This is a genomic window from Staphylococcus sp. 510 (assembly GCF_057219715.1).
Window position 1 is genome coordinate 109,397 of the sequence record NZ_JBXVVK010000003.1, and the last position, 24,767, is coordinate 134,163.

The 24,767-nt window shown below is 31.0% G+C and carries 24 protein-coding genes and 2 tRNA genes; 16 read left to right on the top strand and 10 right to left on the bottom strand.

Features of this window, described 5'->3' with window-relative positions:
• The first annotated feature begins 145 nt into the window (after positions 1-145).
• Complete coding sequence (gene fabI / locus AC2D8K_RS03515; protein WP_002450762.1) at positions 146-916, top strand: enoyl-ACP reductase FabI; 771 nt, start codon at positions 146-148, stop codon at positions 914-916.
• 112 nt (positions 917-1,028) lie between these two features.
• Here the strand turns inward: fabI and cozEa are convergent, their stop codons facing one another.
• Entirely contained in the window at positions 1,029-2,114 is a 1,086-nt protein-coding gene (gene cozEa, locus AC2D8K_RS03520) for a lipoteichoic acid biosynthesis protein CozEa (RefSeq protein WP_002450761.1), read from the bottom strand.
• A 209-nt stretch (positions 2,115-2,323) separates the two neighbouring features.
• Here cozEa and AC2D8K_RS03525 point away from each other — a divergent pair, with 209 nt between their 5' ends.
• The 3 genes from AC2D8K_RS03525 (at position 2,324) to AC2D8K_RS03535 (ending at position 5,491) form a co-directional block, all read left to right on the top strand.
• Positions 2,324-3,883: an alanine/glycine:cation symporter family protein gene (locus AC2D8K_RS03525; protein WP_002450760.1), complete on the top strand. Its 1,560-nt coding sequence runs from the start codon at positions 2,324-2,326 to the stop codon at positions 3,881-3,883.
• A gap of 188 nt (positions 3,884-4,071) precedes the next feature.
• On the top strand, positions 4,072-4,818 hold the full coding sequence (locus tag AC2D8K_RS03530) for an esterase family protein (RefSeq protein WP_002450759.1): 747 nt from the start codon (positions 4,072-4,074) through the stop codon (positions 4,816-4,818).
• 163 nt (positions 4,819-4,981) lie between these two features.
• Positions 4,982-5,491: a YjcG family protein gene (locus AC2D8K_RS03535; protein ID WP_002450758.1), complete on the top strand. Its 510-nt coding sequence runs from the start codon at positions 4,982-4,984 to the stop codon at positions 5,489-5,491.
• A gap of 80 nt (positions 5,492-5,571) precedes the next feature.
• On the opposite strand, the gene ltaA is transcribed toward AC2D8K_RS03535, so the two are convergent.
• Together ltaA and AC2D8K_RS03545 are read right to left on the bottom strand one after the other, a co-directional pair.
• A complete protein-coding gene (gene ltaA / locus AC2D8K_RS03540) occupies positions 5,572-6,759 on the bottom strand; it encodes a lipoteichoic acid biosynthesis MFS flippase LtaA (RefSeq protein ID WP_002450757.1) in 1,188 nt (395 codons plus the stop codon).
• Entirely contained in the window at positions 6,737-7,912 is a 1,176-nt protein-coding gene (locus AC2D8K_RS03545) for a diglucosyl diacylglycerol synthase (RefSeq protein WP_075778097.1), read from the bottom strand. Before AC2D8K_RS03545 ends, ltaA begins: the two co-directional genes overlap by 23 nt.
• A gap of 614 nt (positions 7,913-8,526) precedes the next feature.
• Here AC2D8K_RS03545 and AC2D8K_RS03550 point away from each other — a divergent pair.
• From AC2D8K_RS03550 to AC2D8K_RS03580, 7 genes are all read left to right on the top strand, one after another.
• The gene (locus AC2D8K_RS03550) at positions 8,527-10,011 is read left to right on the top strand and encodes a UDP-N-acetylmuramoyl-L-alanyl-D-glutamate--L-lysine ligase (RefSeq protein ID WP_484698025.1); all 1,485 of its coding nucleotides are present in this window, start codon (positions 8,527-8,529) and stop codon (positions 10,009-10,011) included.
• Positions 9,992-10,249, top strand: a complete 258-nt coding sequence (locus AC2D8K_RS03555; RefSeq protein WP_484698058.1) for a YueH family protein — start codon at positions 9,992-9,994, stop codon at positions 10,247-10,249. Before AC2D8K_RS03550 ends, AC2D8K_RS03555 begins: the two co-directional genes overlap by 20 nt.
• Positions 10,249-11,811, top strand: coding sequence for a peptide chain release factor 3 (locus AC2D8K_RS03560; RefSeq protein ID WP_002450753.1), 1,563 nt, complete (start codon positions 10,249-10,251; stop codon positions 11,809-11,811). The genes AC2D8K_RS03555 and AC2D8K_RS03560 overlap by 1 nt, the downstream gene beginning before the upstream one ends.
• Positions 11,812-12,116: 305 nt before the next feature.
• On the top strand, positions 12,117-12,917 hold the full coding sequence (locus AC2D8K_RS03565; RefSeq protein WP_002450752.1) for a TerC family protein: 801 nt from the start codon (positions 12,117-12,119) through the stop codon (positions 12,915-12,917).
• Between the two features lie 202 nt (positions 12,918-13,119).
• A complete protein-coding gene (locus AC2D8K_RS03570; protein WP_002450751.1) occupies positions 13,120-14,919 on the top strand; it encodes a S1C family serine protease in 1,800 nt (599 codons plus the stop codon).
• Positions 14,920-14,935: 16 nt separating this feature from the next.
• A complete protein-coding gene (locus tag AC2D8K_RS03575; protein ID WP_002450750.1) occupies positions 14,936-16,294 on the top strand; it encodes a TrkH family potassium uptake protein in 1,359 nt (452 codons plus the stop codon).
• Positions 16,295-16,443: 149 nt separating this feature from the next.
• Positions 16,444-17,952, top strand: coding sequence for a bifunctional metallophosphatase/5'-nucleotidase (locus tag AC2D8K_RS03580; protein WP_002450749.1), 1,509 nt, complete (start codon positions 16,444-16,446; stop codon positions 17,950-17,952).
• A 155-nt stretch (positions 17,953-18,107) separates the two neighbouring features.
• Here AC2D8K_RS03580 and AC2D8K_RS03585 read toward each other — a convergent pair whose 3' ends face one another.
• Both AC2D8K_RS03585 and AC2D8K_RS03590 read right to left on the bottom strand, forming a co-directional pair.
• Positions 18,108-18,710, bottom strand: a complete 603-nt coding sequence (locus tag AC2D8K_RS03585) for a CPBP family glutamic-type intramembrane protease (RefSeq protein WP_002450748.1) — start codon at positions 18,708-18,710, stop codon at positions 18,108-18,110.
• 5 nt (positions 18,711-18,715) lie between these two features.
• Complete coding sequence (locus tag AC2D8K_RS03590) at positions 18,716-18,901, bottom strand: YkvS family protein (protein ID WP_002450747.1); 186 nt, start codon at positions 18,899-18,901, stop codon at positions 18,716-18,718.
• 204 nt (positions 18,902-19,105) lie between these two features.
• On the opposite strand from AC2D8K_RS03590, the gene lplA reads away from it, so the two are divergent.
• Positions 19,106-20,092, top strand: coding sequence for a lipoate--protein ligase (lplA, locus tag AC2D8K_RS03595; RefSeq protein WP_002450746.1), 987 nt, complete (start codon positions 19,106-19,108; stop codon positions 20,090-20,092).
• A gap of 77 nt (positions 20,093-20,169) precedes the next feature.
• On the opposite strand, the gene AC2D8K_RS03600 is transcribed toward lplA, so the two are convergent.
• Entirely contained in the window at positions 20,170-20,388 is a 219-nt protein-coding gene (locus AC2D8K_RS03600) for an IDEAL domain-containing protein (RefSeq protein ID WP_002450745.1), read from the bottom strand.
• A gap of 218 nt (positions 20,389-20,606) precedes the next feature.
• Here AC2D8K_RS03600 and AC2D8K_RS03605 point away from each other — a divergent pair, with 218 nt between their 5' ends.
• From AC2D8K_RS03605 to AC2D8K_RS03615, 3 genes are all read left to right on the top strand, one after another.
• Positions 20,607-21,176 carry a competence protein ComK gene (locus AC2D8K_RS03605; protein ID WP_002450744.1) on the top strand — a complete coding sequence of 190 codons (570 nt, stop codon included), beginning with the start codon at positions 20,607-20,609 and terminating at the stop codon, positions 21,174-21,176.
• Between the two features lie 147 nt (positions 21,177-21,323).
• A tRNA-Asn gene (locus AC2D8K_RS03610) sits at positions 21,324-21,398 on the top strand.
• A gap of 1 nt (position 21,399) precedes the next feature.
• Positions 21,400-21,488, top strand: a tRNA-Ser gene (locus tag AC2D8K_RS03615).
• Between the two features lie 506 nt (positions 21,489-21,994).
• Here AC2D8K_RS03615 and AC2D8K_RS03620 read toward each other — a convergent pair.
• The 3 genes from AC2D8K_RS03620 to AC2D8K_RS03630 all read right to left on the bottom strand — a co-directional run bounded on the left by AC2D8K_RS03620 (position 21,995) and on the right by AC2D8K_RS03630 (position 22,988).
• Positions 21,995-22,351 carry a DoxX family protein gene (locus AC2D8K_RS03620; RefSeq protein ID WP_002450743.1) on the bottom strand — a complete coding sequence of 119 codons (357 nt, stop codon included), beginning with the start codon at positions 22,349-22,351 and terminating at the stop codon, positions 21,995-21,997.
• Positions 22,352-22,573: 222 nt separating this feature from the next.
• On the bottom strand, positions 22,574-22,675 hold the full coding sequence (locus AC2D8K_RS03625) for an SAR1012 family small protein (protein ID WP_254388422.1): 102 nt from the start codon (positions 22,673-22,675) through the stop codon (positions 22,574-22,576).
• A gap of 103 nt (positions 22,676-22,778) precedes the next feature.
• Positions 22,779-22,988 (bottom strand): TM2 domain-containing protein, encoded by a 210-nt coding sequence (locus tag AC2D8K_RS03630; protein ID WP_002450742.1) that lies wholly within the window; start codon positions 22,986-22,988, stop codon positions 22,779-22,781.
• Positions 22,989-23,191: 203 nt separating this feature from the next.
• Between AC2D8K_RS03630 and AC2D8K_RS03635 the strand changes: the two genes are divergently transcribed.
• Positions 23,192-23,743 carry a GNAT family N-acetyltransferase gene (locus AC2D8K_RS03635; protein ID WP_037551950.1) on the top strand — a complete coding sequence of 184 codons (552 nt, stop codon included), beginning with the start codon at positions 23,192-23,194 and terminating at the stop codon, positions 23,741-23,743.
• A gap of 46 nt (positions 23,744-23,789) precedes the next feature.
• On the opposite strand, the gene AC2D8K_RS03640 is transcribed toward AC2D8K_RS03635, so the two are convergent.
• Positions 23,790-24,728 (bottom strand): 1,4-dihydroxy-2-naphthoate polyprenyltransferase, encoded by a 939-nt coding sequence (locus AC2D8K_RS03640; RefSeq protein ID WP_002450740.1) that lies wholly within the window; start codon positions 24,726-24,728, stop codon positions 23,790-23,792.
• Positions 24,729-24,767: the final 39 nt, after the last annotated feature.

A 24,767-nucleotide genomic window follows, 5' to 3' on the forward strand; every position in this document is an offset into this window, starting at 1 on the left:
AAGAAAGTCTAAATGGGTGATAGGAGTTAGACAAATCTAAAATGCTTTATTATCTGGTACTAAAAGTGTTAGAATATGGTGAGTGAATAAAGAAGGAAACGTTTGAAATCAACTATTATATATCTATATTAAAGGAGTTATTTGCATGTTAAATCTAGAAAATAAAACTTACGTCATTATGGGAATTGCTAATAAACGTAGTATTGGTTTTGGTGTTGCAAAAGTATTGGACCAATTAGGTGCAAAATTAGTATTTACATATCGTAAAGAACGTAGCCGTAAAGAATTAGAAAAATTATTAGATCAATTAAATCAACCTGAAGCACGTTTATATCAAATTGATGTTCAAAGTGATGAAGATGTTATCAATGGATTTGCAAAAATTGGTGAAGAAGTAGGTAATATCGACGGTGTTTACCACTCAATCGCATTTGCAAATATGGAAGATTTAAGAGGACGTTTCTCTGAAACTTCTAGAGACGGTTTCTTATTAGCACAAGATATTAGTTCATATTCTTTAACCATTGTTGCACATGAAGCTAAAAAATTAATGCCTGAAGGTGGTAGTATAGTTGCAACTACTTATTTAGGTGGCGAATTTGCAGTACAAAACTATAATGTTATGGGTGTTGCAAAAGCAAGTTTAGAAGCTAATGTTAAATATTTAGCGCTTGACTTAGGTGAAGACAATATCCGTGTGAATGCTATTTCAGCAGGACCTATTCGTACACTAAGTGCAAAAGGTGTGGGTGGATTCAATACTATACTTAAAGAAATTGAAGAACGTTCACCATTAAGACGTAATGTCGATCAAGAAGAAGTAGGTAAAACTGCTGCATACTTATTAAGTGACTTATCAAGTGGTGTGACAGGTGAAAATATTCATGTAGATGGTGGATTCCACGCAATTAAATAGTTGAGTTATTAACTACAAAAGTATATTACTTATAACATAATAAAAGACCAAGTGATTGATGAAAGAATCACTTGGTCTTTTTGCTTTGTAAATATTGATAAGACAAATTTTATTAATCTTTGACATTGCTATTTGCTTTATCAATAATACGTTGACGATATTTAAAGATATTGCTAATAACTGTTTTTAACACTGCATATAAAGGTACAGCAATTAAAATAAGTGTGAAACCACCTAAATCACCTGCAGCTAATATAACCACAATAATTGTTAATGGATGCATGCTAAGTGATTTACCCATTACATTTGGCGTGATGACATTACCTTCCAATTGTTGAGCAATCAATGTAATGACACATACCCAAATGAACGTTGAAGGTCCATCGATAATACCTAAAATAGCTGCTGGCGTGAAAGAAAGCCATGGACCTAAGAATGGTATTAAGTTAGCAACACCAGCGAATAAAACAAGTAACGGTGTATAAGGTAAGCCGATTATTGTATAACCAATATACAAGATGATACCTAAGATAACACTAACTGTTACTTGACCTTGAATATAAGATTTTAACGTATAGTTTAAGTCTTTTAATAAATCTACGACAAATACTTTACGTTCACCTTTGAAAAATTTAGCTACAGCAGGAATAAATTTTTCATGATCTTTCAACATGTAAATAAGGAAGAACGGTACCATTATTAATAAGAAAATGGTAGAAATTAATGATGTAATATATGAAATTGAGTTAGATAATACATCTGTGACGCCATCTCCCATTGATTTAACCATGTTATTTATTCGATGTGTGACATCACTTGGTAATTTATCAATTTGTGTTAGTGAGAAATTGATTAAACGCTCAGTTTCTTTTTGTAGGGCAGGTGTTTGTTTAATTAAGTTATTAATATTTGAAATAATGATAGGTGCAATAAAGGCTACAACAATAGCGATAATTGCAATTAATACTACAAATATAGTTAAAATACTTGCCCATCTTGGGAATCCCCATTTTTCTAATAATGTTTGAAATGGTAAGCATATGTAGAATAAGAACCCACTAATTAAAAAAGGAAGAAAAACAGAACCGATGATAGTTACAACTGGTGTAAATACTTCATGCACTTGCATAAATAGTTTGATGAGTATGAACAACATAATTAAAGCTATGCCGGTTCTAAACCAAACTTTATTTAACATATATAGATCCTCCTGAAAATTTTCATTTTTTATAGTCTTATATAGTATATCTCAAATTGAAAAGCTACAAAAGAGTCATGATTCGATAAAGTGACATATTGAGTAAGTTAAAAATACATATTATTTAATGAAAATTCTGAAAATATATTGCAAAGTGTAAATGTACATTGTATAATTTTTTTAATCGATAATAATTAAGGGGGTATACGATGATTGGAAAAATCGTTACATTTTTAAATGATCTCGTCTGGAGTAAACCATTAGTATACGGATTATTGTTAACAGGGATTTTATTTAGTTTGAGAATGCGTTTTTTCCAAGTGAGACATTTTAAAGAGATGATACGTTTAATGTTCCAAGGGGAAAAGTCACCAAGTGGTATCACAAGCTTTCAAGCTATAGCTATGTCGTTAGCAGGACGTGTTGGGACAGGTAACATTGTAGGTGTCTCGACTGCTATATTTATTGGAGGGCCAGGCGCTGTATTTTGGATGTGGATTAGTGCCTTTCTAGGTGCTAGTAGTGCATTTATCGAATCTACTTTAGGGCAAATTTTCAAACGTGAAGATAAGGGAGAATATCGTGGAGGACCAGCATACTATATTGAATATGGGATAGGTGGAAAATTTGGAAAGATATATGGTTTAATATTTGCGATTGTAACAGTAATTTCAGTAGGATTACTCTTACCTGGTGTTCAATCGAATGCAATTGCTAGCTCTATGCACAATGCTTTTAATGTTCCAAATTGGATAGTGGCTATTATCGTTGTCGTTATTTTAGCGTTAATTATTTTTGGTGGACTACGTTCAATTGCTAATGTTGCTACAGCAGTTGTACCGTTTATGGCGGTAATATATATATTAATGGCCATTATAATCATTATTATAAATATTCAACATGTTCCAGCTTTATTTGCACTAATTTTCAAATCTGCGTTTGGGTTACAGTCAGCATTTGGTGGGATTGTCGGAGCCATGATTGAGATAGGTGTAAAAAGAGGTTTGTATTCTAATGAAGCAGGACAAGGTACAGGACCGCACGCCGCATCAGCTGCAGAAGTTTCTCATCCAACTAAACAAGGACTTGTTCAATCATTCTCAGTTTATGTAGATACCTTATTTGTATGTACAGCGACAGCGCTCATCATTTTACTTTCAGGTACATATAACGTAACTGATGGCGAGACTAATGCAAATGGCACTCCACATTTAATCAAAGATGGAGGAATATTTGTAGAAAATGCAGATGGCAGTAAAGATTATTCAGGTACTGCAATGTATGCTCAAGCAGGTATAGATAAAGCTTTCCATGGTAGCGGCTACCATTTTGATCCACATTTTTCTGGTATTGGTTCATACTTTATTGCCATTGCTTTATTCTTCTTTGCTTTTACGACGATATTGGCATATTACTATATTGCAGAAACCAATGTAGCTTATTTAACAAGACATCAAAGTAAGAGGACTACACATATCTTCTTTATCATAGCAAGGTTAGCTTTATTATTTGCAACTTTTTATGGTTCAATTAAAACAGCTGATGTCGCATGGGCATTAGGGGATTTAGGTGTTGGATTAATGGCATGGTTGAATATTATAGCAATATGGATATTGCATAAGCCTGCGTTAGAAGCACTTAAAGACTATGAACAACAAAAGGCACAATTGGGTTCTGGCTACCATGCTGTTTATAAGCCTGATGCGAAGAAAATACCTAATGCAATATTCTGGTTGAAAACATATCCAGAAAGATTGAAAAATAAATAATGAGTTTATCATTTTCAAGATGAAAGAATATACTTATTAATTATTAATCAGTATTGGAATAAATAGAACAAATAAACATAGCAGTAGATTTCATTTTGCAGTTTTAATCAAAGTTCATAACGCACATAATTTAAAAATATAACGTCTCTTGGTACAATATAAATAATACTACTAGGGGGCGTTTTAGCATGTCTGAATTTAAACCAGGTAAAATTAACAAACATATATTGTATAGTGACATATTAGAAAGAGATGTTACTATTTCTATTTACTTACCTGAAGAATATACTGATTTATTTAAATACCAAGTGATTATATGCTTCGATGGTTTAGACTTTTTAAGGTTTGGAAGAATTCAACGAGAATATGAAAAACTACGTAAAGATAATGAAATTCAAAGAGCGATTATTGTAGGTTTTCATTATGAAGATGTAGAAAAACGTCGTGAGGAGTTTCATCCAAAAGGTAGTCGATCACATTTAACAGTTCAAGCAGTTGGTAAAGAACTATTACCGTTTATAGATGCAACTTTCCCAACATACAAAGTGGGTAACGCTCGACTTTTAATGGGTGATAGTTTAGCTGGAAGTATAGCATTACTTACAGCATTAACGTATCCAACAATATTTAGCCAAGTTGCAATGTTAAGTCCACAATACGATGAAGTGGTTAAAGAAAAAGTTGAGAGATGTGACACGAAATCACAACTTTCTATTTGGCATGGAATTGGTTTAGAAGAGGAAGACTTTAAATTACCAACGAATGGCAAACGTGCTAATTTTTTAACTCCTAATCGTGAGTTGAATGCACTCATTAATCAATTTGATATTCGTTATCACTATCAAGAATTTGATGGTGGACATAATTGGAAATCATGGAAACCGTTGTTAGGGGATATTTTAAAATACTTTTTAGATGAAGAGTTACCAGAGTAAATCATACTCATAATTCATCATGTTCAATCGTTATTCAAATTAATAACGTACAAATATTATTATGTATATTGTTTAAAATAGAAAAAATAATTTTAAGTTTAAAGTAACGGTTTTCATAGAATTTTGATATAATGGAAATAGGTTAAACAAAGGAGGAATTCAAATGATTTTAGGATTAGCTTTAATCCCATCAAAGTCATTTCAAGAAGAGGTAAATGCATATCGTAAGCGTTATGATACACATTATGCACAAATTATGCCACATATTACAGTGAAATCTCAATTTGAAGTTAATGATGCGGATTTAGATTCAGTTAAAAAAGAAATTGAAACTCGAATTAAAGGTATTTCATCAATTGATATTCATGCAACTAAAGCATCTAGCTTTAAACCAGTAAATAATGTCATTTACTTTAAAGTTGCTAAGAATGACGAACTTGAAGAAATTTTCGATCGTTTTAATACAGATGATTTCTATGGTAAGGCCGAACATCAATTTGTACCTCATTTTACAATTGCTCAAGGTCTTTCAAGCCAAGAATTTGAAGATATTTATGGTCAAGTAGAGTTAGCAGGGGTAGATCATAAAGAGACAATCGAAGAATTATCATTACTACAATTTAGCACTGAAGAAGACAAATGGAAAGTTATCGATACATTTAAATTAAATTAGAAATAAAAAATAGTTATAAAAAAATGGAGTGAGATAGTGGAATCTATGGTACATAGATCTTTATCTCACTCCATTTTTAATTACTTAGCTCGTTTTCTATTTATAAAGTAATAGCCATAGAATAATGCTAAAACTAAGAAAATAAGTGCAGAAAAATAGAATGTATTATTTAAATTATTAGTAAACTGTGTAATTAAGCCCCCTAATAAAGGACCAATCATAGAACCAAAGCCTTGAACACTATTAAATACACCCCAAGTTTCTTCTTGTTCTTTTGGATTAATATGTCCAGCCATAAATGTGTTCCATGCCGGTAATAAGATGCCGTACATGAGACCAATGAATAGCGCGATACCCCACACAATATATATATTAGTGATTAGAGATAATCCAAATATCATAAGTGTGTATAAGATGAACCCACCGAATATAATACTATACATAAATCCTTTACTATTTTTATCAATTATTTTTGAAAGAAATAGCATTGAAACAGCACAACCAATTCCACCAATCATGATTGCGATTGTATATTCAATCGTTGATACATGTACAATTTTTGTAGCGTATGTAGGTAGAATAGGTATTAATGCTGAAATCGCAGCACCTTGGAGTAATATACCAGGGAATAAAACAATGTGTCGTTTAGTTACATTTATAATCTGTAATAATTGTTCTTTAACAGGCTTAGTATTGTAATTAGTCAATTGAATATTAACGAAGTAGTATAATATCCATGCGATTAATACTACTAAAGACATCATAAATACAAAATGTAATGGATGTATTTTAATTAAGAAGTTCATTACGACCCAACCAACTAATAAACCTAACAACCATGCAAAATATACATAGCCCATTTGTTTACCACGTTTATCTTCTTGAACGCTTGATAACATAATAACCCAAATAGGGCTAACGGCTATACCTAGCATGATAGCACTAATAATGATGACAATTGGTGATGATGGAAACCAAATGACTAAGAATAAACTTAGAAATGCTAATAAAAACCCAGAAGTTAATACTAGCTTAGCACCAAACTTCTTTAATAAAAAACCTATCACAAAATTTGTTGCTGCATCTGCAATAAAATGAATAGAAAATGCTAATGACGTCACTGCAACTGCAATTGAAGTGACAGTAGGTAGGTAGTTTATATAACTTAATATGTACATACCTCTCGCAAATTCCATAAGAAATAAAATGACTAGCATTATAATAAAATTTTTATTATTAGAATAGTTATTTAACGAAGAATCTTGCATATAAAGGCACCTTTCCATAAATCTCTTCTGGTTGCGAAGAATGGCCTAATAGTTCTAATAGATCTTTGCATAACTTTTGAGTGGCATACTCAATTTTAGATTCTTTCATGTTTGAAGTCATTTTATTTAATATTGATTCATTATTTGTAAGATGTGTAACGATATCTATAGCTTCATCTGGTGTATTGGCAATTTTACCAAATTCCATATCCTCAAAATAATTAGCATTTTCTAATTCTTGTCCAGGAGCTGGATTTAAGAAAATCATTGGAATACAACGAGTAAGTCCCTCTGAAATTGTAATACCACCAGGTTTTGTAACCATTAATTGACTTGATGCCATCCATTCATTCATATGTTTTGTGAAACCTAGAATGAGAACATCAGGATGATCTTTGAATTGAGCTTGTAAAGAACGTTTTAATTCTTTGCTACGGCCACAAATCATAACAACTTGTGAATGTTTACTTTTCTCTAAGATTTCATTAATCATTTGGTCGAACCCTTTTGAAACACCAAAAGCACCTGCAGACATTAATATTGTAGGTCTATCAGGATCTAAGTGATGTTTACTTAACCAAGCTCTTTGATCAATATGTTCTTCGAATTTATCTGAAATCGGGATTCCCGTGACTTTAATTTGTGAGGCTGGTACGCCTACTTCTATAAAATCATTTTTGGTATCTTTAGTTGCTACATAATAGCGATCTGATTCAGGTGTAATCCAGTTTTTATGCATTCTATAATCAGTCATCACTGTAGCTACTGGAATATTGATATTAAATTGTTCTGTTAAAACAGACATGACTGGTGTAGGGAATGTTAATAAAATTAAATCCGGTTTCTCATTAATGAGTATATTAATCAATTTATTTAGACCGTAATATTTATAAAAACATTTATCTAGTTGATCAGGGCGGCTATAATAAAAGTTTTTATACATATTTCTGAAATATCTAAAGCTATTGATATACCATTTTTTACATATAGAAGTTAAAATAGGATGCGCTTCCATAAATAAGTCGTGTTGAATCACACTTAAATGGTCCAAATTCATTTCATTTAATTGGTTTACGATGCTTTGAGTAACTTGCATATGACCGTTACCGAAAGAACCAGTAATAATCAATATCTTTTTATTTTGAGTAACCATTAAAAGCCACCCTCCGTTAATTTTTAAAATTTATAATAAGTGTAACGTATTTTAATACATTATAAAAGGAATATCGTGATTACATGTACATGAAATACCATTGATTTGTAGCAATTTAGTCTTAATTACAATTTAAAAGGGTAATTAGACACTGCCCGAAAATTTGTATTTATGCATTATACCACAACTAACTTAAAAATAAATTTGAAAGAACTTAATACAAGTGATGTATTATCTTTATAATTACTTTAAATAAGGTTGATAATCTATTTATAATGTTAGCATGGTTTAACAAGTATGTATTATTAAAACCTATCAAATAACAAGAATTTTAGTTTTATTTAATAGTAAATTAATAAATGGGGTATAAATTTACATTTTCATAGCTTTGAATGAGCTAAATGATTATCTTTCGTGGGCTTACAAGAGGTATAACCTCATTTAATATATGTAAGAAAAATCAAAATGATGATATAAGAAATTGGCTTGAAATAAGTTAGTTTTTGTTGTTTTAGAATAACCAATATTTAATACAGTTAAATAGAAAGAATAAATTTATCATAGTCATCAAAACGTGTATAATAGACTTATTGTAAAAAAAGGAGCGATTCATTTTGAATGCGAGTGTATTGTTCGAAAAAATTCGAGTAAAACAAGTTATAGGAACATTAGATAAAGAAGTAGTAGATATCACTACAGACTCAAGAACAGCTAAAGAAGGCAGTATTTTTGTCGCATCAAAAGGTTATACAGTTGATAGCCATAAGTTTTGTCAAAATGTAGTAGATCAAGGATGTAGTATCATTGTAGTCAATAGAGAGCAAGACTTAAAAGGTGAAGTTACTCAAATTATTGTACCTGACACTTTAAGAGTAGCGAGCTTATTAGCACATGAATTATTTGACTTTCCAAGTCATCAATTAGTTACATATGGTGTAACAGGAACAAATGGTAAAACATCTATAGCAACAATGATTCATTTAATTTATAGAAAATTAAATAAAAGTAGTGCTTATTTAGGAACGAATGGTTTTCAAATTAATGAAACAAAAACAAAAGGTGCGAATACAACACCAGAAACAGTATCTCTAACTAAAAAAATCAAAGAAGCTGTTGATGAAGGTGCTGAAGCAATGACAATGGAAGTATCTAGTCATGGTTTATCATTAGGTCGATTAAGAGGCGTGGAATTTGATGTTGCGATTTTTTCTAATTTAACGCAAGATCATTTAGATTTTCATGGAACAATGGAAGCATATGGACATGCTAAATCACTATTATTTAGTCAATTAGGAGAGGACCTCGCTAAAGAAAAATATGTAGTATTAAATAATGATGACGATTTTTCAGAGTATCTAGCTTCTGTTACGCCGTATGAGGTGTTTACATATGGTATAGATCATGATGCACAGTTTAAAGCAATTAATGTAGAAGAATCTTTACAAGGTGTTAAATTTGAATTTGACACACCATTTGGTAGTTATCAAGTTGAAAGTCCATATGTAGGTAAATTCAATATTTCAAACATTATGGCAGCTATGATAGCGGTTTGGAGTAAAGGTGCGACATTTGAAGACATCATTGAAGCGGTCAAATCGCTTGAACCAGTAGAGGGACGTTTAGAAGTATTAGACCCTAATTTGCCAATAGATTTAATTATAGATTATGCACATACTGCAGATGGAATGAATAAACTCATTGATGCAGTTAAACCATTTGTGAAACAAAAACTTATCTTCTTAGTAGGTATGGCTGGTGAAAGAGACATGACTAAAACGCCTGAAATGGGTAGTGTCGCTTGTCGTGCTGATTACGTTATTTTCACGCCTGATAATCCTGCCAATGATGATCCTAAAATGCTTACAGCTGAATTAGCTAAGGGTGCCACTCACTCAAATTATATTGAATTTGAAGATAGAGCAGAAGGTATTAAACATGCCATTGATGTTGCAGAACCTGGTGATACTGTAGTATTAGCTTCAAAAGGTAGAGAACCTTATCAAATTATGCCCGGGCATGTAAAGGTACCACACCGTGATGACTTAATTGGTTTAGAAGCGGCTTATAAAAAATTTGACGGTGGGCCTGTTGAAGATTAGAGAATATACAGAAGGAACATACGTATTTCAAGTATATTTTCAAAGATTGAATGATACAATGCTTATTGCTATACCTGATCAATTTTGGTCAGTTGAAGTCGCCATTGATTTAACTAGGTCAGAAATAAACGATACGTTATTGATGCAATTTTTCACATTTAATGATGAAGAAGAAGCTCAAAAATTAGCAAATGTTATAACCAATTGGTTTGAAACAATATTAAAGGAGAATGATTAATGAATATAAAGGAAGAAGTAGAGTCAAGAAAGACTTTTGCTATTATATCCCATCCGGATGCTGGGAAAACAACCTTAACTGAAAAACTACTATTCTTCAGTGGTGCTATTCGTGAAGCAGGTACTGTTAAAGGTAAGAAAACAGGTAAGTTCGCTACAAGTGACTGGATGAAAGTAGAACAAGAACGTGGTATTTCAGTAACGAGTTCTGTAATGCAATTTGATTATGATGATTATAAGATTAATATTTTAGATACACCAGGTCACGAAGACTTTTCAGAAGATACGTATCGTACTTTAATGGCAGTAGATAGTGCTGTGATGGTAATTGACTGTGCGAAAGGTATAGAGCCCCAAACACTCAAATTATTTAAAGTTTGTAAGATGCGAGGTATTCCTATCTTTACCTTTATTAACAAGTTAGACCGTGTTGGTAAGGAACCATTTGAATTATTGGATGAAATTGAAGAAACATTAAATATTGATACTTATCCAATGAATTGGCCAGTAGGTATGGGTCAAAACTTCTTTGGTATTATTGATAGAAAATCTAAATCTATTGAACCGTTTAGAGATGAAGAAAATATCTTACACCTAAATGACGATTATGAATTAGAAGAAGATCATGCGATTAAAAATGATAGTGCATTCGAACAAGCGATTGAAGAATTAATGTTAGTAGAAGAAGCAGGAGAAAATTTTGATAATGAAGCATTATTAAATGGTGAATTGACACCAGTATTCTTCGGATCAGCATTAGCTAATTTCGGAGTTCAAAACTTTTTAAATGCTTATGTCGATCATGCACCAATGCCAAATGCTCGTCAAACTAAAGAAGATGTTGAAGTAAGTCCTTTTGATACTGACTTTTCAGGATTTATATTTAAAATTCAAGCAAACATGGACCCGAAACATAGAGATAGAATTGCATTTATGAGAGTAGTCAGCGGTGCATTTGAACGTGGTATGGATGTAACCTTACAACGTACGAGCAAAAAACAAAAGATTACACGATCAACATCATTTATGGCGGATGATAAAGAAACAGTTAATCATGCAGTCGCAGGAGATATTATAGGTTTATATGATACAGGAAATTATCAAATTGGAGACACATTAGTTGGTGGGAAACAAAACTTTAGTTTCCAAGATTTACCACAATTTACACCTGAAATATTTATGAAAGTATCTGCGAAAAATGTTATGAAACAAAAGCATTTTCATAAAGGCATTGAGCAATTAGTACAAGAGGGTGCGATTCAATACTATAAAACATTGCACACGAATCAAATTATTTTAGGTGCAGTTGGACAGCTACAATTTGAAGTTTTTGAACATCGAATGAACAATGAATACAACGTAGATGTAGTGATGGAACCAGTAGGCCGTAAAATTGCAAGATGGATTGAAAACGAGGAAGATATTAAAGATAATATGAATACATCTCGTTCGATACTTGTACACGATCGTTATGATAATTATGTATTTTTATTTGAAAATGAATTTGCGACACGTTGGTTTGAAGAAAAATTCCCAGACATTAAATTATATAGTTTATTGTAAAATGTTTGGCTATATATATATGTGGGTATCGCTTTTAATGTAATGATGATGTTATTAAATAATAAATTGTCATTATAGCAATTAACCTGTATAATATTTATATTCACAAATAAATACCTATGACACTCATGTCAGAGGGGAGTAACTTGATGGTCACTTAAATGATTTAAGTGATTTTACGCTTTATCGTCATTACGAAGTATTCACTTCCGGTAAAGTGGGCAATAATATTTGCTAAGTGAGACCTTTGCTATTATTTAGCATAGGTCTCTTTATTTGTATAAAATTTAAAGGAGTTGTCCACTATGGATCCGAGTTTGTTGTTATCCTATGCATGGGTATTACTAGTCTTAGTATTTTTAGAGGGTCTTTTAGCTGCCGATAATGCAATAGTAATGGCAGTTATGGTAAAGCATTTACCACCTGAGCAAAGAAAGAAAGCACTATTTTATGGTTTATTAGGCGCATTTATATTTAGATTTTTAGCATTATTCTTAATTAGTATTATTGCTAATTTCTGGTTTATTCAAGCAGCAGGAGCTGTATATTTAATCTATATGTCAATTAAAAATTTATGGGAATTCTTCCATAAGAAAGATGACAAGAATCAGGAAAATGTTGGAGATGACCATCACTTTGACGAAGAAGGTCAAGAAAAGAAAGTTGGTCCCAAAGCATTCTGGGGTACTGTATTTAAAGTAGAATTCGCAGACATTGCATTTGCTATTGATTCCATGTTAGCAGCATTAGCAATCGCTGTGACTTTACCAAAAGTAGGTATACATTTTGGTGGCATGGATTTAGGTCAATTCTCAGTGATGTTTTTAGGCGGAATGATAGGCGTTATTTTAATGCGTTTCGCAGCAACATGGTTTGTTGAATTATTAAATAAATATCCTGGTTTAGAAGGCGCAGCTTTCGCGATTGTAGGTTGGGTCGGAATTAAATTAGTCGTATTAGTATTAGCACATAAAGACGTAGGTATCTTACCAGAAGAATTCCCACATACAGTTTTATGGCAATCTATTTTCTGGGCAGTCCTAATATTACTAGTTGTTATCGGTTGGTTAACATCAGCTGTAAGTAATAAAAAGAAAAAGAAATAATAATCTAAGGCTTCGTATATTAATACGAAGTCTTATTTAATATTTGTTAAACATTGCAGTTTTAATAATAAAATATTAAAATTTATATATACATAATACTATTTATTGAGGTTATACATATCGCAGTGAAAAATGTTACCTTAAACCCATTGAGTATGTCATAATAAAAGTAATTGATTGAAATGATAGGAGTGGCTATCTAGTGGATAAAAATAAAAAACAAGTAATTCCTCGTAAAAGCTATCGACGTCAACGTCGTGAATTTTTTCATAATGAAGAAAGAGAAGAAAGAGTAGAAAAACAAAGACAAAAAGAAAGAATTCAAGCTAAAAAAGAAGAATACCAAGCTAAAGTTAATGAAGAAAGGGTTAAAGATAACTTAAGAAAAGCAAGAATAGAAAAGCTAACTAAAGAAGAAATCCAACAACAACAAAATCAAGTATCAAATCAAAATGATAAAACGAATAAAACGCAACAAGATCAAGAAAATGATAAGTCGAAATTAACATTACCTGAGGAACAACAACTTAAACGAACGCAAAATCGTAAAAATCAATCATCAAATGATAGCAAACAAGAAGATCATGAAAAATCTACTTATGGGGAGCATCAAAGTGATAGATTAGCATCAAAAGCATCTCAAGAAAATCACCTAAATAACGGTAGTGAAATTGAAAGTGAAAAGAAAAACAATAAAACAGAATCTAGTAAGAAGTTAAATAAACAATCAACTTCTGTTGAAAATCGTGATTTTGATACTGAAAAGAAACATCAGCATCATAGCAAGCAAAGTGCTAAACAAAATCAATTTGAAACAAAGAAAGATAATGCATCTTCAACTCAAAATAAAGTAGAAAATAAAACGGATTATCTAGATATTATCAAGTCATTCTTTAAGGAACATTGGCCTAAAATAGCGATTATTATAGGCGTGATATTATTAATTATTATACTTAACGCTATTTTTACTAATGTTAATAAAAATGACCATACAAATGACAGTGCTTTAACACCTACGAATAAACATTATACTGACACAATGAAAAGTGCGAATAGTACAGTAAAATCTGTAGTAACAGTAGAGAACGAAGGGACAAAAAATACTTCAGTTCCAAATAATACATCTAAAGCAGATAATGAAATTGGTTCAGGTGTCGTCTACAAAAAAGTGGACGACTCTCTTTTTATTATGACAAATGCTCACGTAGTTGGTAATAAGGATAAACAAAAGATAACATTTGGTAATAATAAGTCGGTTCAAGGAAAAGTGATTGGTACCGATAAATGGTCTGATATAGCAGTCATTAAAGCTAAAAGTGCAGATGATTCTGTAAAAGCCATCACTACTGGTAATTCTAATCATCTTGTTTTAGGAGAACCTATTATTGTAGTGGGTAATCCATTAGGTGTTGACTTCAAAGAAAGTGTATCTGATGGTATAGTCTCTGGTTTAGATAGGCATGTACCAGTAGATATTGATAAAGACGATAGCTATGATGTACTAATGAAAGCCTTCCAAATTAATGCTCCTGTGAATCCTGGTAATTCAGGTGGTGCAGTTGTAGATAGAGATGGTAAACTGATAGGTATTGTTTCTCTGAAGATTGATATGGATAATGTGGAAGGTATGGGATTTGCAATACCAATTAATGATGCTCAAAAAATAGCTGCTCATTTAGAGAAAGAAGGTAAAATTGAATATCCTAATACTGGAATCAAAATTAAAAATGTAGCAGATATTGATGATGACGAACGCCAATCAATCAAATTACCCGATAGTGTTAAAAATGGTATTATAGTTGGTGAAGTAAAGCCTAATGCCCCTGGCGATAAATCAGGGTTGAAAAAAGATGATGTCATAGTAGAATTAGATGGGAAAAGAATTGAAGATAATTTAAGATATAGACAAATTATATTTAATCATAGAGAAGACAAAAGTACATTAAAAGCTAAAGTGTATAGAGATGGAAAAGTCATTAATATAGATATAAAACTAAAATAATGTTGAGGTGAAATGAATGTCGATATTTGGCCAACTATTAAAAAGATCCAGTCCTCAACAAGGGATAGTTCTATACTATTTAGCAGCAATTGTTGTCGCGTTCTTGTTGTTAAATCTACCATATGTACACAAATCTGGAGTCGACGTTAATCCAATAGATACATTATTTGTAGCAGTATCTGGAATAAGCGTTACGGGATTAACACCAATTAGTATTGTTGATACGTATTCTACGTTTGGTCAAATTATTATACTAGTCATTTTAAATATTGGCGGTATCGGTGTGATGGCCATTGGAACATTATTGTGGGTCGTATTAGGTAAACATATAGGTATTCGTGAACGCCAGCTAATTATGCTTGATAACAATAAAGATACAATGAGTGGGACTGTAAAATTAATCTTAGAAATAGTTAGAACCATATTTGTAATTGAATTTATAGGTGCACTTTTACTTGCATTTTATTTTTATAGAGATAATCCCGATTTAAAATATGCTATTATGCAGGGGATATTTGTTTCTATATCAGCCACAACTAATGGCGGTCTCGATATCACAGGTGATTCACTTGTCCCATATGCAAAAGATTATTTTGTGCAAACGATTGTAATGTTCCTAATCGTTTTAGGTTCTATTGGCTTTCCAGTGTTGCTTGAAGTCAAAGCCTACATTAAAAATAGAGTAACAAATTTTAGATTTTCATTATTTACGAAAATTACAACATCAACATATTTATTCTTATTTGTTTTTGGTGTTATCATTATTTTCTTACTTGAACATAACCATGCATTCAAAGGGATGAGTTGGCATCAGTCGTTGTTTTATTCGCTGTTTCAATCAGCTACAACTAGGAGTGCAGGATTACAAACCATTGATGTATCCCACTTTAGTGATGCAACAAATATCATTATGAGCATTTTGATGTTTATAGGTTCATCTCCTAGTTCAGTAGGTGGTGGTATCCGTACTACTACTTTCGCTATTTTAATTTTATTTGTCATTAATTTTAGTAATTCTGCAGATAAAATTTCAATTAAAGTATTCAATAGAGAAATTCATATTATGGATATACAACGATCATTTATGGTATTTACCATGGCTTCCATTTTGACCTTCACAAGCATGATTATTATATCTGTAGCAGAGCAAGGAAAACTATCGTTTTTACAAGTTTTCTTTGAAGTTATGTCGGCGTTTGGTACATGTGGTTTAACACTAGGTGTAACAGATGATGTAAGCAATATTACAAAAATTGTATTAATGATATTAATGTTTATAGGACGTGTAGGTTTAATTTCCTTTATTATAATGATAGCTGGAAGAAAAGAGCCTAAAAAATTTAGCTACCCTAAAGAACGTATACAAATTGGATAAATTTAAATTAAAGACATTTTAAGTATCAAAGACAGTTTATACTTAAAATGTCTTTTGTATTATTGTTGATAAAATAAGTTATCTATCCAAAGAGATATCACTTAAACAAAAATACATGTTAAACTAACCATAATGAGAGGTGTGTTGAGATGGAGAGAAATGAGAATATCGATGTAGATGTCATAGCAACTTCTGATATGCATAGTCATTTTTTAAACGGAGATTATGGCTCAAATATATATCGTGCCGGAACTTTTGTTAAACAAGTAAGAGACAATAATCAAAATGTAATCTTATTAGATAGTGGCGGTAGTTTGGCAGGGTCATTAGCAGCATTTTATTATGCTATTGTTGCACCATATAAGCGCCATCCAATGATAAAGTTAATGAATGCCATGCAATATGATGCTAGTGGTATTAGCCCTAACGAATTTAAATTTGGATTGTCATTTTTAACGCGTTCTGTTGCATTATCTAGATTTCCATGGTTATCGGCTAATATAGAATATATCAAAACGAAAGAACCATACTTTTCAACACCATATTCTATTCAACATTTTGATAATTTAAAAATTGCAATAGTAGGATTAACAGCTGATGGCCTTATGAAAAATGAATATGCAGAGATGGAAGAAGATGTGAGTATTGAAAAAACATTATTATCAGCTAAAAGATGGATTAGATATATACATGAAATCGAAGAACCAGATTTTTTAATAGTGATATATCATGGTGGATTAGACAAAATTAGCAAATCTAATAAGAAACACGAGGTAAATGTCAATGAAGCTGAAGTATTGATGGAGGAATTAGGGGTTATAGATCTCATCATTACAGCACATCAGCATCAAACTTTAGTTGGTCAAGATCATGGAACAATTTATGTACAAGCTGGACAAAATGCAGAAGAACTCGTGCATGTGAAAATTAGATTTAAAAAAAGAACTAATACCTATGAGGTTGAGGAAATTTTACCTGAAGTCATTGATTTGAATAATTATGATGAAGATGAAGATTTACTTAATGTCACGTATTACGATCGAAAAGCAGTTGAGCATTGGGCAGGCGAAGAGATAAACGAAACTGAAATAAACGCATCAGTTAAAGATTTAGCAGAGTTAGTTGGACAACCACATCCTTTTGCTCAATTATTACATGATAGCATTAGATTAGCCTATAATTATCAAATTAGTTGTGTACATATACCACGAAATGGTGAAGAAGGACTAGACGGCGTCATAACGAATAGAGTTTTATATGATGCGTACCCATATCCAGATAAACCTGTTGATTTAACAATTAAAGGGCAATGTATTAAAGATATATTAGAATTTTCATATTCATATCTTGAATTTGAATCAGACACTTTAAAATCTACACTGATTGATGAAACGTTATGTACATTTTGGCAAGGATTTAACTATACCATTGACATGAATCAAGCACCATTTAACCGAGTAACTTTAGATGGTATTGATTTAAATGGATTATATAGAATAAATATGACTGATTATTGTTATAGAAACTATCAAGCATATTTAAAAGATGCTATTATTCATCAAACTAGTGAAAGTACAATGAGTACACTAATTGCCAAAAATTTATCAGATAAGCACTATTCAATTGAATTAATAAATAATTTTAAAGTGATTAAGTAATTCGATATCATTTCACCTTCATATTAATTAACGTATGTGTCGAAATAATTACTTTAAAAAATAAATAGAGCTCTAAATCATGTAAGGACACATGGTTTGGAGCTCTAAACTTATACTTTAAATATTTATTTTCTAATCATTTAATATTCTAAAAATTATCCGTGAAAAATTAATAAAAGAATAATAGCAACAATTTGTGCAATAGATGTTGTAGCAATACGTCTTGTATATTCATAACTAATTGACAGTAGTAATTGAGTTATAAAAATAAACAGTACTATCCACCAATTATCTAAATATATAAATAGAGAGCTTGAACAAATTGCAGTGATTAAGATAGATAACCAATTCGGCAAATTGTACTTATTTAACTCATTTTGTAAAACAGTGCGCATATATAATTCATGACACGGTATAACGAATGCTAATGTTACTAACATTTGCCATTTCCAGTGTACACCAGTTTTGGCTAATTCTTTTATTAATGAAGCATAAGTTAGTTCAGACGTCATGAGTGATAAGATCAATTGAATAATGATTAAAATAATACTGGCAATAATCCCAATACCTATGGATGTTAATAACCGTTTAGAATGTATATCACGTTGATAAAATACATAACTAATACCAGCTATTAGCATAATTCCAGTATACAAATACCAATATTCTTGATGTTCACCCCACATAACAAATAAAATGGCATGAAAAACTATGAAACTAATTATAAACCATAATAAAGCTTTCGAAACTTTTTTCATTACAACTAACCTTCTTGTTCAACAATTTTATAACGTTTATGATTAATAACCGTTTTTTCAGGTAAGTCTAGTGAGTTAAAGTTTTCCATTATTGTTAAGTCTACAATAACTGAGTTATCATTTATTTTTTCAACTCGGCCTCTTAAACCATCATAAAATTCTACGATATTACCTACTTCTGCAACAGTCATTTCGAGTCCTCCCTTAATTCATAGCTAGACTATATTGTACTAAAAAAAACACTACAAATAAACTAATAACACTAAAAACGCTTAGAATTAATGCATAAATTATGAAAATTTTGTCATTATTGAGTAAATAATTGGAATTTTAAATGTAAATTGTGCATAAATAAAGTAAGGGCATATATAGAGAATCTATAAGGAGCGTTTGTTATGAAATTTGTTAGTAATAATGATATAACTGATCCAACACTTAACTTAGCTATGGAAGAATATGTATTAAAAAATCTGCCGTCAGAAGAAAGTTATTTTTTATTTTATGTAAATAGACCTTCCATTATTGTTGGTAAAAATCAGAACACGATTGAAGAGGTCAATAAATCATATGTTGATGAAAAAGGTATAGATGTTGTACGTAGAATCTCTGGCGGTGGTGCAGTTTATCATGATACAGGTAATTTAAACTTTAGTTTTATTACAGATGATGATGGTAATAGCTTCCATAACTTTAAGAAGTTTACAGAACCTATCGTTCAAGCTTTACAATCATTGGGCGTAGACGCAGAAATGACAGGACGAAACGATATTCAAGTTGGTGCTGCTAAAATTTCAGGAAATGCAATGGTTAAAGTTAAAGATAGAATGTTTAGTCACGGAACATTAATGCTAAACAGTGAACTTGATGAAGTTCAAAATGCATTGAAAGTTAATCCAGCTAAAATTAAATCAAAAGGTGTTAAATCTGTTAGAAAACGTGTGGCTAATATTGAAGAATTTTTAACAGAGTCTATAGATATTGACCAATTTAAACAGATCATTTTAAAATCAATATTTGGTGAACAACAAGTTGAAGAGTATGTATTAACTGATGAAGATTGGAAAAATATCGAGAAATTAAGTAATGAAAAATACCGTACTTGGGACTGGAATTATGGTAAAAATCCAAAATATAATTTTGAACGAGAAGAAAAATTCGAGAAAGGATTTATTCAAGTCAAATTTGATGTGAAAAAAGGTAAAATTGAACATGCAAAAATCTTCGGTGATTTCTTTGGTGAAGGGGATATTAGTGATTTAGAACATGCCTTAGAAGGGGGCCTTCATGACTTTAACCATTTAGAAGAAGCATTGGCAAATTATAACTTATATTATTATTTTGGTGATATAGATAAAAATGAAATATTAAGATTAATGTCTTAATGTCTAATAAATTAAAAGGTCTATTCTCTAACTTTTTAGTAGGGAATAGACCTTATTTTGAATGACTCGAATCTAAATTATTCACTGAGAAATGCCTCCAAATTTTTATATTCTGTCGTGTACTCATTGAATGCTTTCTCATCTTTATTTACTAAAGCTTCATCAATTAGTAATTTCAATTCTTTTTTTCTAACTTCTCTAAGTGCTTCATCAATGACTAGTTCAACGCCTAAATCATTAACCGTAGTTACAAATTCTTCAAGTGTCGTATGTTTCACATTTGTATTATGATTCATAGGGATCTCGACCTTTCGTTTGAATTTAATATATAAATATTATACATTTTTTAAATTTTGAAATCAATGAATATTCTGACATTTTATGCGAAAAAATGTACCATATTACACTTTAAGAATAACTTGACTTTTGACATTTTTATTATAAAATAAAAAACATATTATTGGTTCTATAAAATAGAATTGATAATAAAACTTAATAAAGCGAGGTTTTCCCAATGACAACTCAGAATATATACGTAATTAGAAAGGGAGACATGGTGATTAGGCCTAATTATGATGATCAAAATCAACCAAATGGTTCAGAAATTATTCGGTTTGATAAGACAGTCCTACAAAGTCCATATAAAGTTCAGAAGATTATTGAGAGGTCATGTAAATTTTATGGCAACAATTATTTAAGTAAAAAGGCTGAAACCAATCGAATTACAGGTATCTCTAGTAAACCCCCAATTTTATTAACTCCTTTATTCCCAACTTACTTTTTTCCTACTCATTCAGATCGACAAGAAGAAAATTTATGGATTAACATGCATTATGTTGATTCTATTAAAGAATTAAAACATCGTAAATGTAAAATCATATTTGCAAACAATGAAACCATTACCCTAAATGTATCATTCCACAGTTTATGGCATCAGTATACGAACGCAATCTTCTTTTATTATATGGTAGATAAACAATCCCGTATGAAATCTAATGACCCCGATAAACCTATCGATTATGAAAAATCCTCACTAAACATTTTTGAAGCATTATCACGTTATTCGCTATTTGTAGATAAATAAATTATGATGAAATTTAAAATATGCGGAACGTTATATTAATATAGTGTAAATGTTCCGTATATTTTTTTAAGTTATCTCTTGATAAATTACGTAAAATTGATATAATAATATTTGTGCTTGATAGAGAAAGCACTGCAATTTAATTATTCCACAGTAGCTCAGTGGTAGAGCTATCGGCTGTTAACCGATCGGTCGTAGGTTCGAGTCCTACCTGTGGAGCCATGGAAACGTACTCAAGTTGGCTGAAGAGGCGCCCCTGCTAAGGGTGTAGGTCGCGAGAGCGGCGCGAGGGTTCGAATCCCTCCGTTTCCGTTTTATAGTATAAATCAGTTTAATTCTGATTTTCTTAAACTACCTAGAACGTTGTTAAATCAACGTTCTTTTTTATTTTGTTAAAAATCCGTTTAAGTTTGTTTAATATATTTTGGTCAATATATGGTCAACACACTTTATTTAATGCGAATGGATAGTCCCTTCGTTACTATAAATAAGCCTAGAATGGTTTTAATCCATTCTAGGCTTATTTTTTTGACTTATTAAGAGTTGAACTTATTTATTTATAACATGTACTACGAAGAGTTAAGATTCTTTAGTGCGTGAGACCTTTAAAACGAAATACATTGAACATAGTAGCAAGCCAACTATGAGGCTAGGCGATAATTGAATATCATAGTATAAAAACACCATGAAATTAGAATCTAACCATAGGGCTGATTTAAAATCATGGTGTTTATTATTATAATATCAATGCAATACTTAAGCTGTATTCCTAAAGTGATAAGATACTTACAAAAGTCTGTTAATATTAAATAAAATGATTAGTAAAATTGTATCCACTTTTTCCAACTATAACTGCTCATCACTGCTACATTCATTACGATATGAATTACTTCGAACTCATAACCACTAACGTATCCTCGGGTTAACTTTAAGGTGAATATGGAACCTAACATCACACAAATATAGAAAACATTAACATACGGTGTTAAAATCCCAAATATCAAGAAGATACCTCCAACAACTTCACCAATTGACATTAAAATAGCAAGTAGTGGGGGTAAACCTAATGAACCTAGAAAATGTATCGTACCTTCTAGGTCTACAAATTTTAAAGTACCATGTACTAAAAAAGATGTCGCTAACATCCATCTAATTAATAAAATTCCAAATCTCATTGATAGACTGACCTCCAGATTGTTATAAAATAAAAAAGTAAATTTCATAAGTAATTAAGAATAAAAGACTTTAAATTTCTAATAAAAATTATAATACTTATAAAATTTATCTTATTATATAACGAATGGAAGGTTTTGTCTTTATTAAATGACCATTTATATAAAAAAGCCCATCAATAGTAATAAATACATTGACGAGCGATAATTTTGATAAAGCGTTCTTTATTTTTTACCGTTTGATTTACCTGAAATCAAATCACGGATAATTTTAACAATGTAACCTGTTATAAGCGATCTTACTACACGTTTAGTAATGTTCATCATGGTTATGTCTCCCTTTTGCTTTTACTTGATAGATATAATATACCCAGTTTTTTATGTTTTAAAAGTGAATGGAAGATAAATCGTTAGAATAGGATAAATATTATTATTCAAAAACAATGTAGCCATCTTTGTCAGCCTTTTTAGTAAAAGCGACAATAACAGCATGAATAATAGCCACAATACTTGGAATACCAGTCCAAAAGAAGGCAAGATGTAAAATACCTTGTCCAACTTTGTCAGCATAAAACTTATGAACACCAATACCGCCTAAAAAGATAGCTACTAATATATAAATGACTTTATTAACTCTCATTATGATTGCCTCCTAAAGATAAAATGTATCGTTTAAAGATTTAAGTACATGACAAACTTATAAATCTATTTTAGATAGTCCTTCTAATAATTCAATTCTACCACCGAAATTTTTAAAATCTATATGAGGTAGGTCCTTTGATTTATATTATATCGTAGATTCTATATAATGAAATTAAGACATACTTTAAGGAAGGATATATGATGATTAGACAAGCGCATCCAAGTGATAATAAGCATATCGCTGAATTATGTTATATGATTTGGGAAGATATGGAATTAGATATAGTTAATGAAATTAGTAAAGAAAGAATGATGAACATACTAGATTTAAGTGTTGTGAATGTTGAATATCGAAGTTATTATAAAAATGTTTGGGTTTATGAAGTGGATGGCAAAGTTGCAGGATGTGTCATTGCTTATGATGGTAAACATGAACTTGATTATGAGGAAAATTGGTTAAAGTTACCGCTTGATGAAGATATCCGTAAATATGGGACGCCTTTACCAGTGAAAGAAGCAGCGGACGATGAGATGTATATTGAAACTGTCGCTACGTTTCCCGAGTATCGAGGACAAGGTATAGCTACACAACTAATGACTTATCTCCTTGAGATGTACTCTGAGAAAAAATGGAGCTTAAATTGTGATTATGATAATGAAAAAGCGTTAGGATTATATGAAAAATTAGGGTTTAAAACTGTGAGTGATATAGATCTTTATGGTCATTTATATAGACATATGATTAAGCAATAAAAAACTCGACAATGAATGATTATCATTGCCGAGTAATTAAATGTCATTAAATTGCACCTAACAACGCACTAATATAAATGCCTAATGCATATAATAAACCGAAAATAGTATTTGTTTTACCTGTAGCAGCCATGGCAGGCATCATTGTTGCAGGTGTATCATTTTTGTTAAATCTTCTTACAGCTTTAATTGGCATTGGGAATGACAATAAAACTAATAAATAGAATAATGATCCACCAGATTTAAATAAGGCTGTAAATACTACAAGCGCATATGCAACGATATACATTATTGCCATAAAGATAACTGAGGCGCGTTTACCAAGTAAAATAGGTAGTGTTTTACGTCCACTAGCTTTATCTTTGACGCGGTCTCTAATGTTGTTAGCCATATTTATAAGGCCAATCGTTATGACGATAGGGATACTTAACCAAATGATTAGTCCTTGAACATTACCTGTTTGAATGAAAAAGGCTAATAAGATGATAATCATACCCATAAATACGCCTGAGAATAATTCGCCAAATGGCGTCCATGAAATTGGCATTGGTCCACCAGTATATAAATAACCAATTGCCATACAAAACACGCCTATTGGAATAATCCAAAATGAACTATGGAAAGCTAGGAATATACCCAGTAAAGCTGCGATAATATAAAAAGCAATTGCGATATTCATCACAAGTTTAGGACTCATACCGTTTCGTACAATTGCACCACCGATACCTACAGAAGTATGATCATCTAAGCCTTTTTTAAAATCATAGTATTCATTAAACATGTTTGTAGCTGCTTGGATTAATAAGCAAGCAATTAACATGGCTAAGAATAAACTAAATTTAAGATGATCTTCACTACCAAGTAGGAATAATTTAGCTGATGCTGTACCAACTAGTACTGGCACAACTGCGGCAGTTAAGGTATGAGGTCTCATCAATTGCCAATACTTTTTAACCGTTGAATATTGTTGATATTGATCTGACATTTTTTATAACCTCTTAATTTTTTTAGTTTTAACATTAAT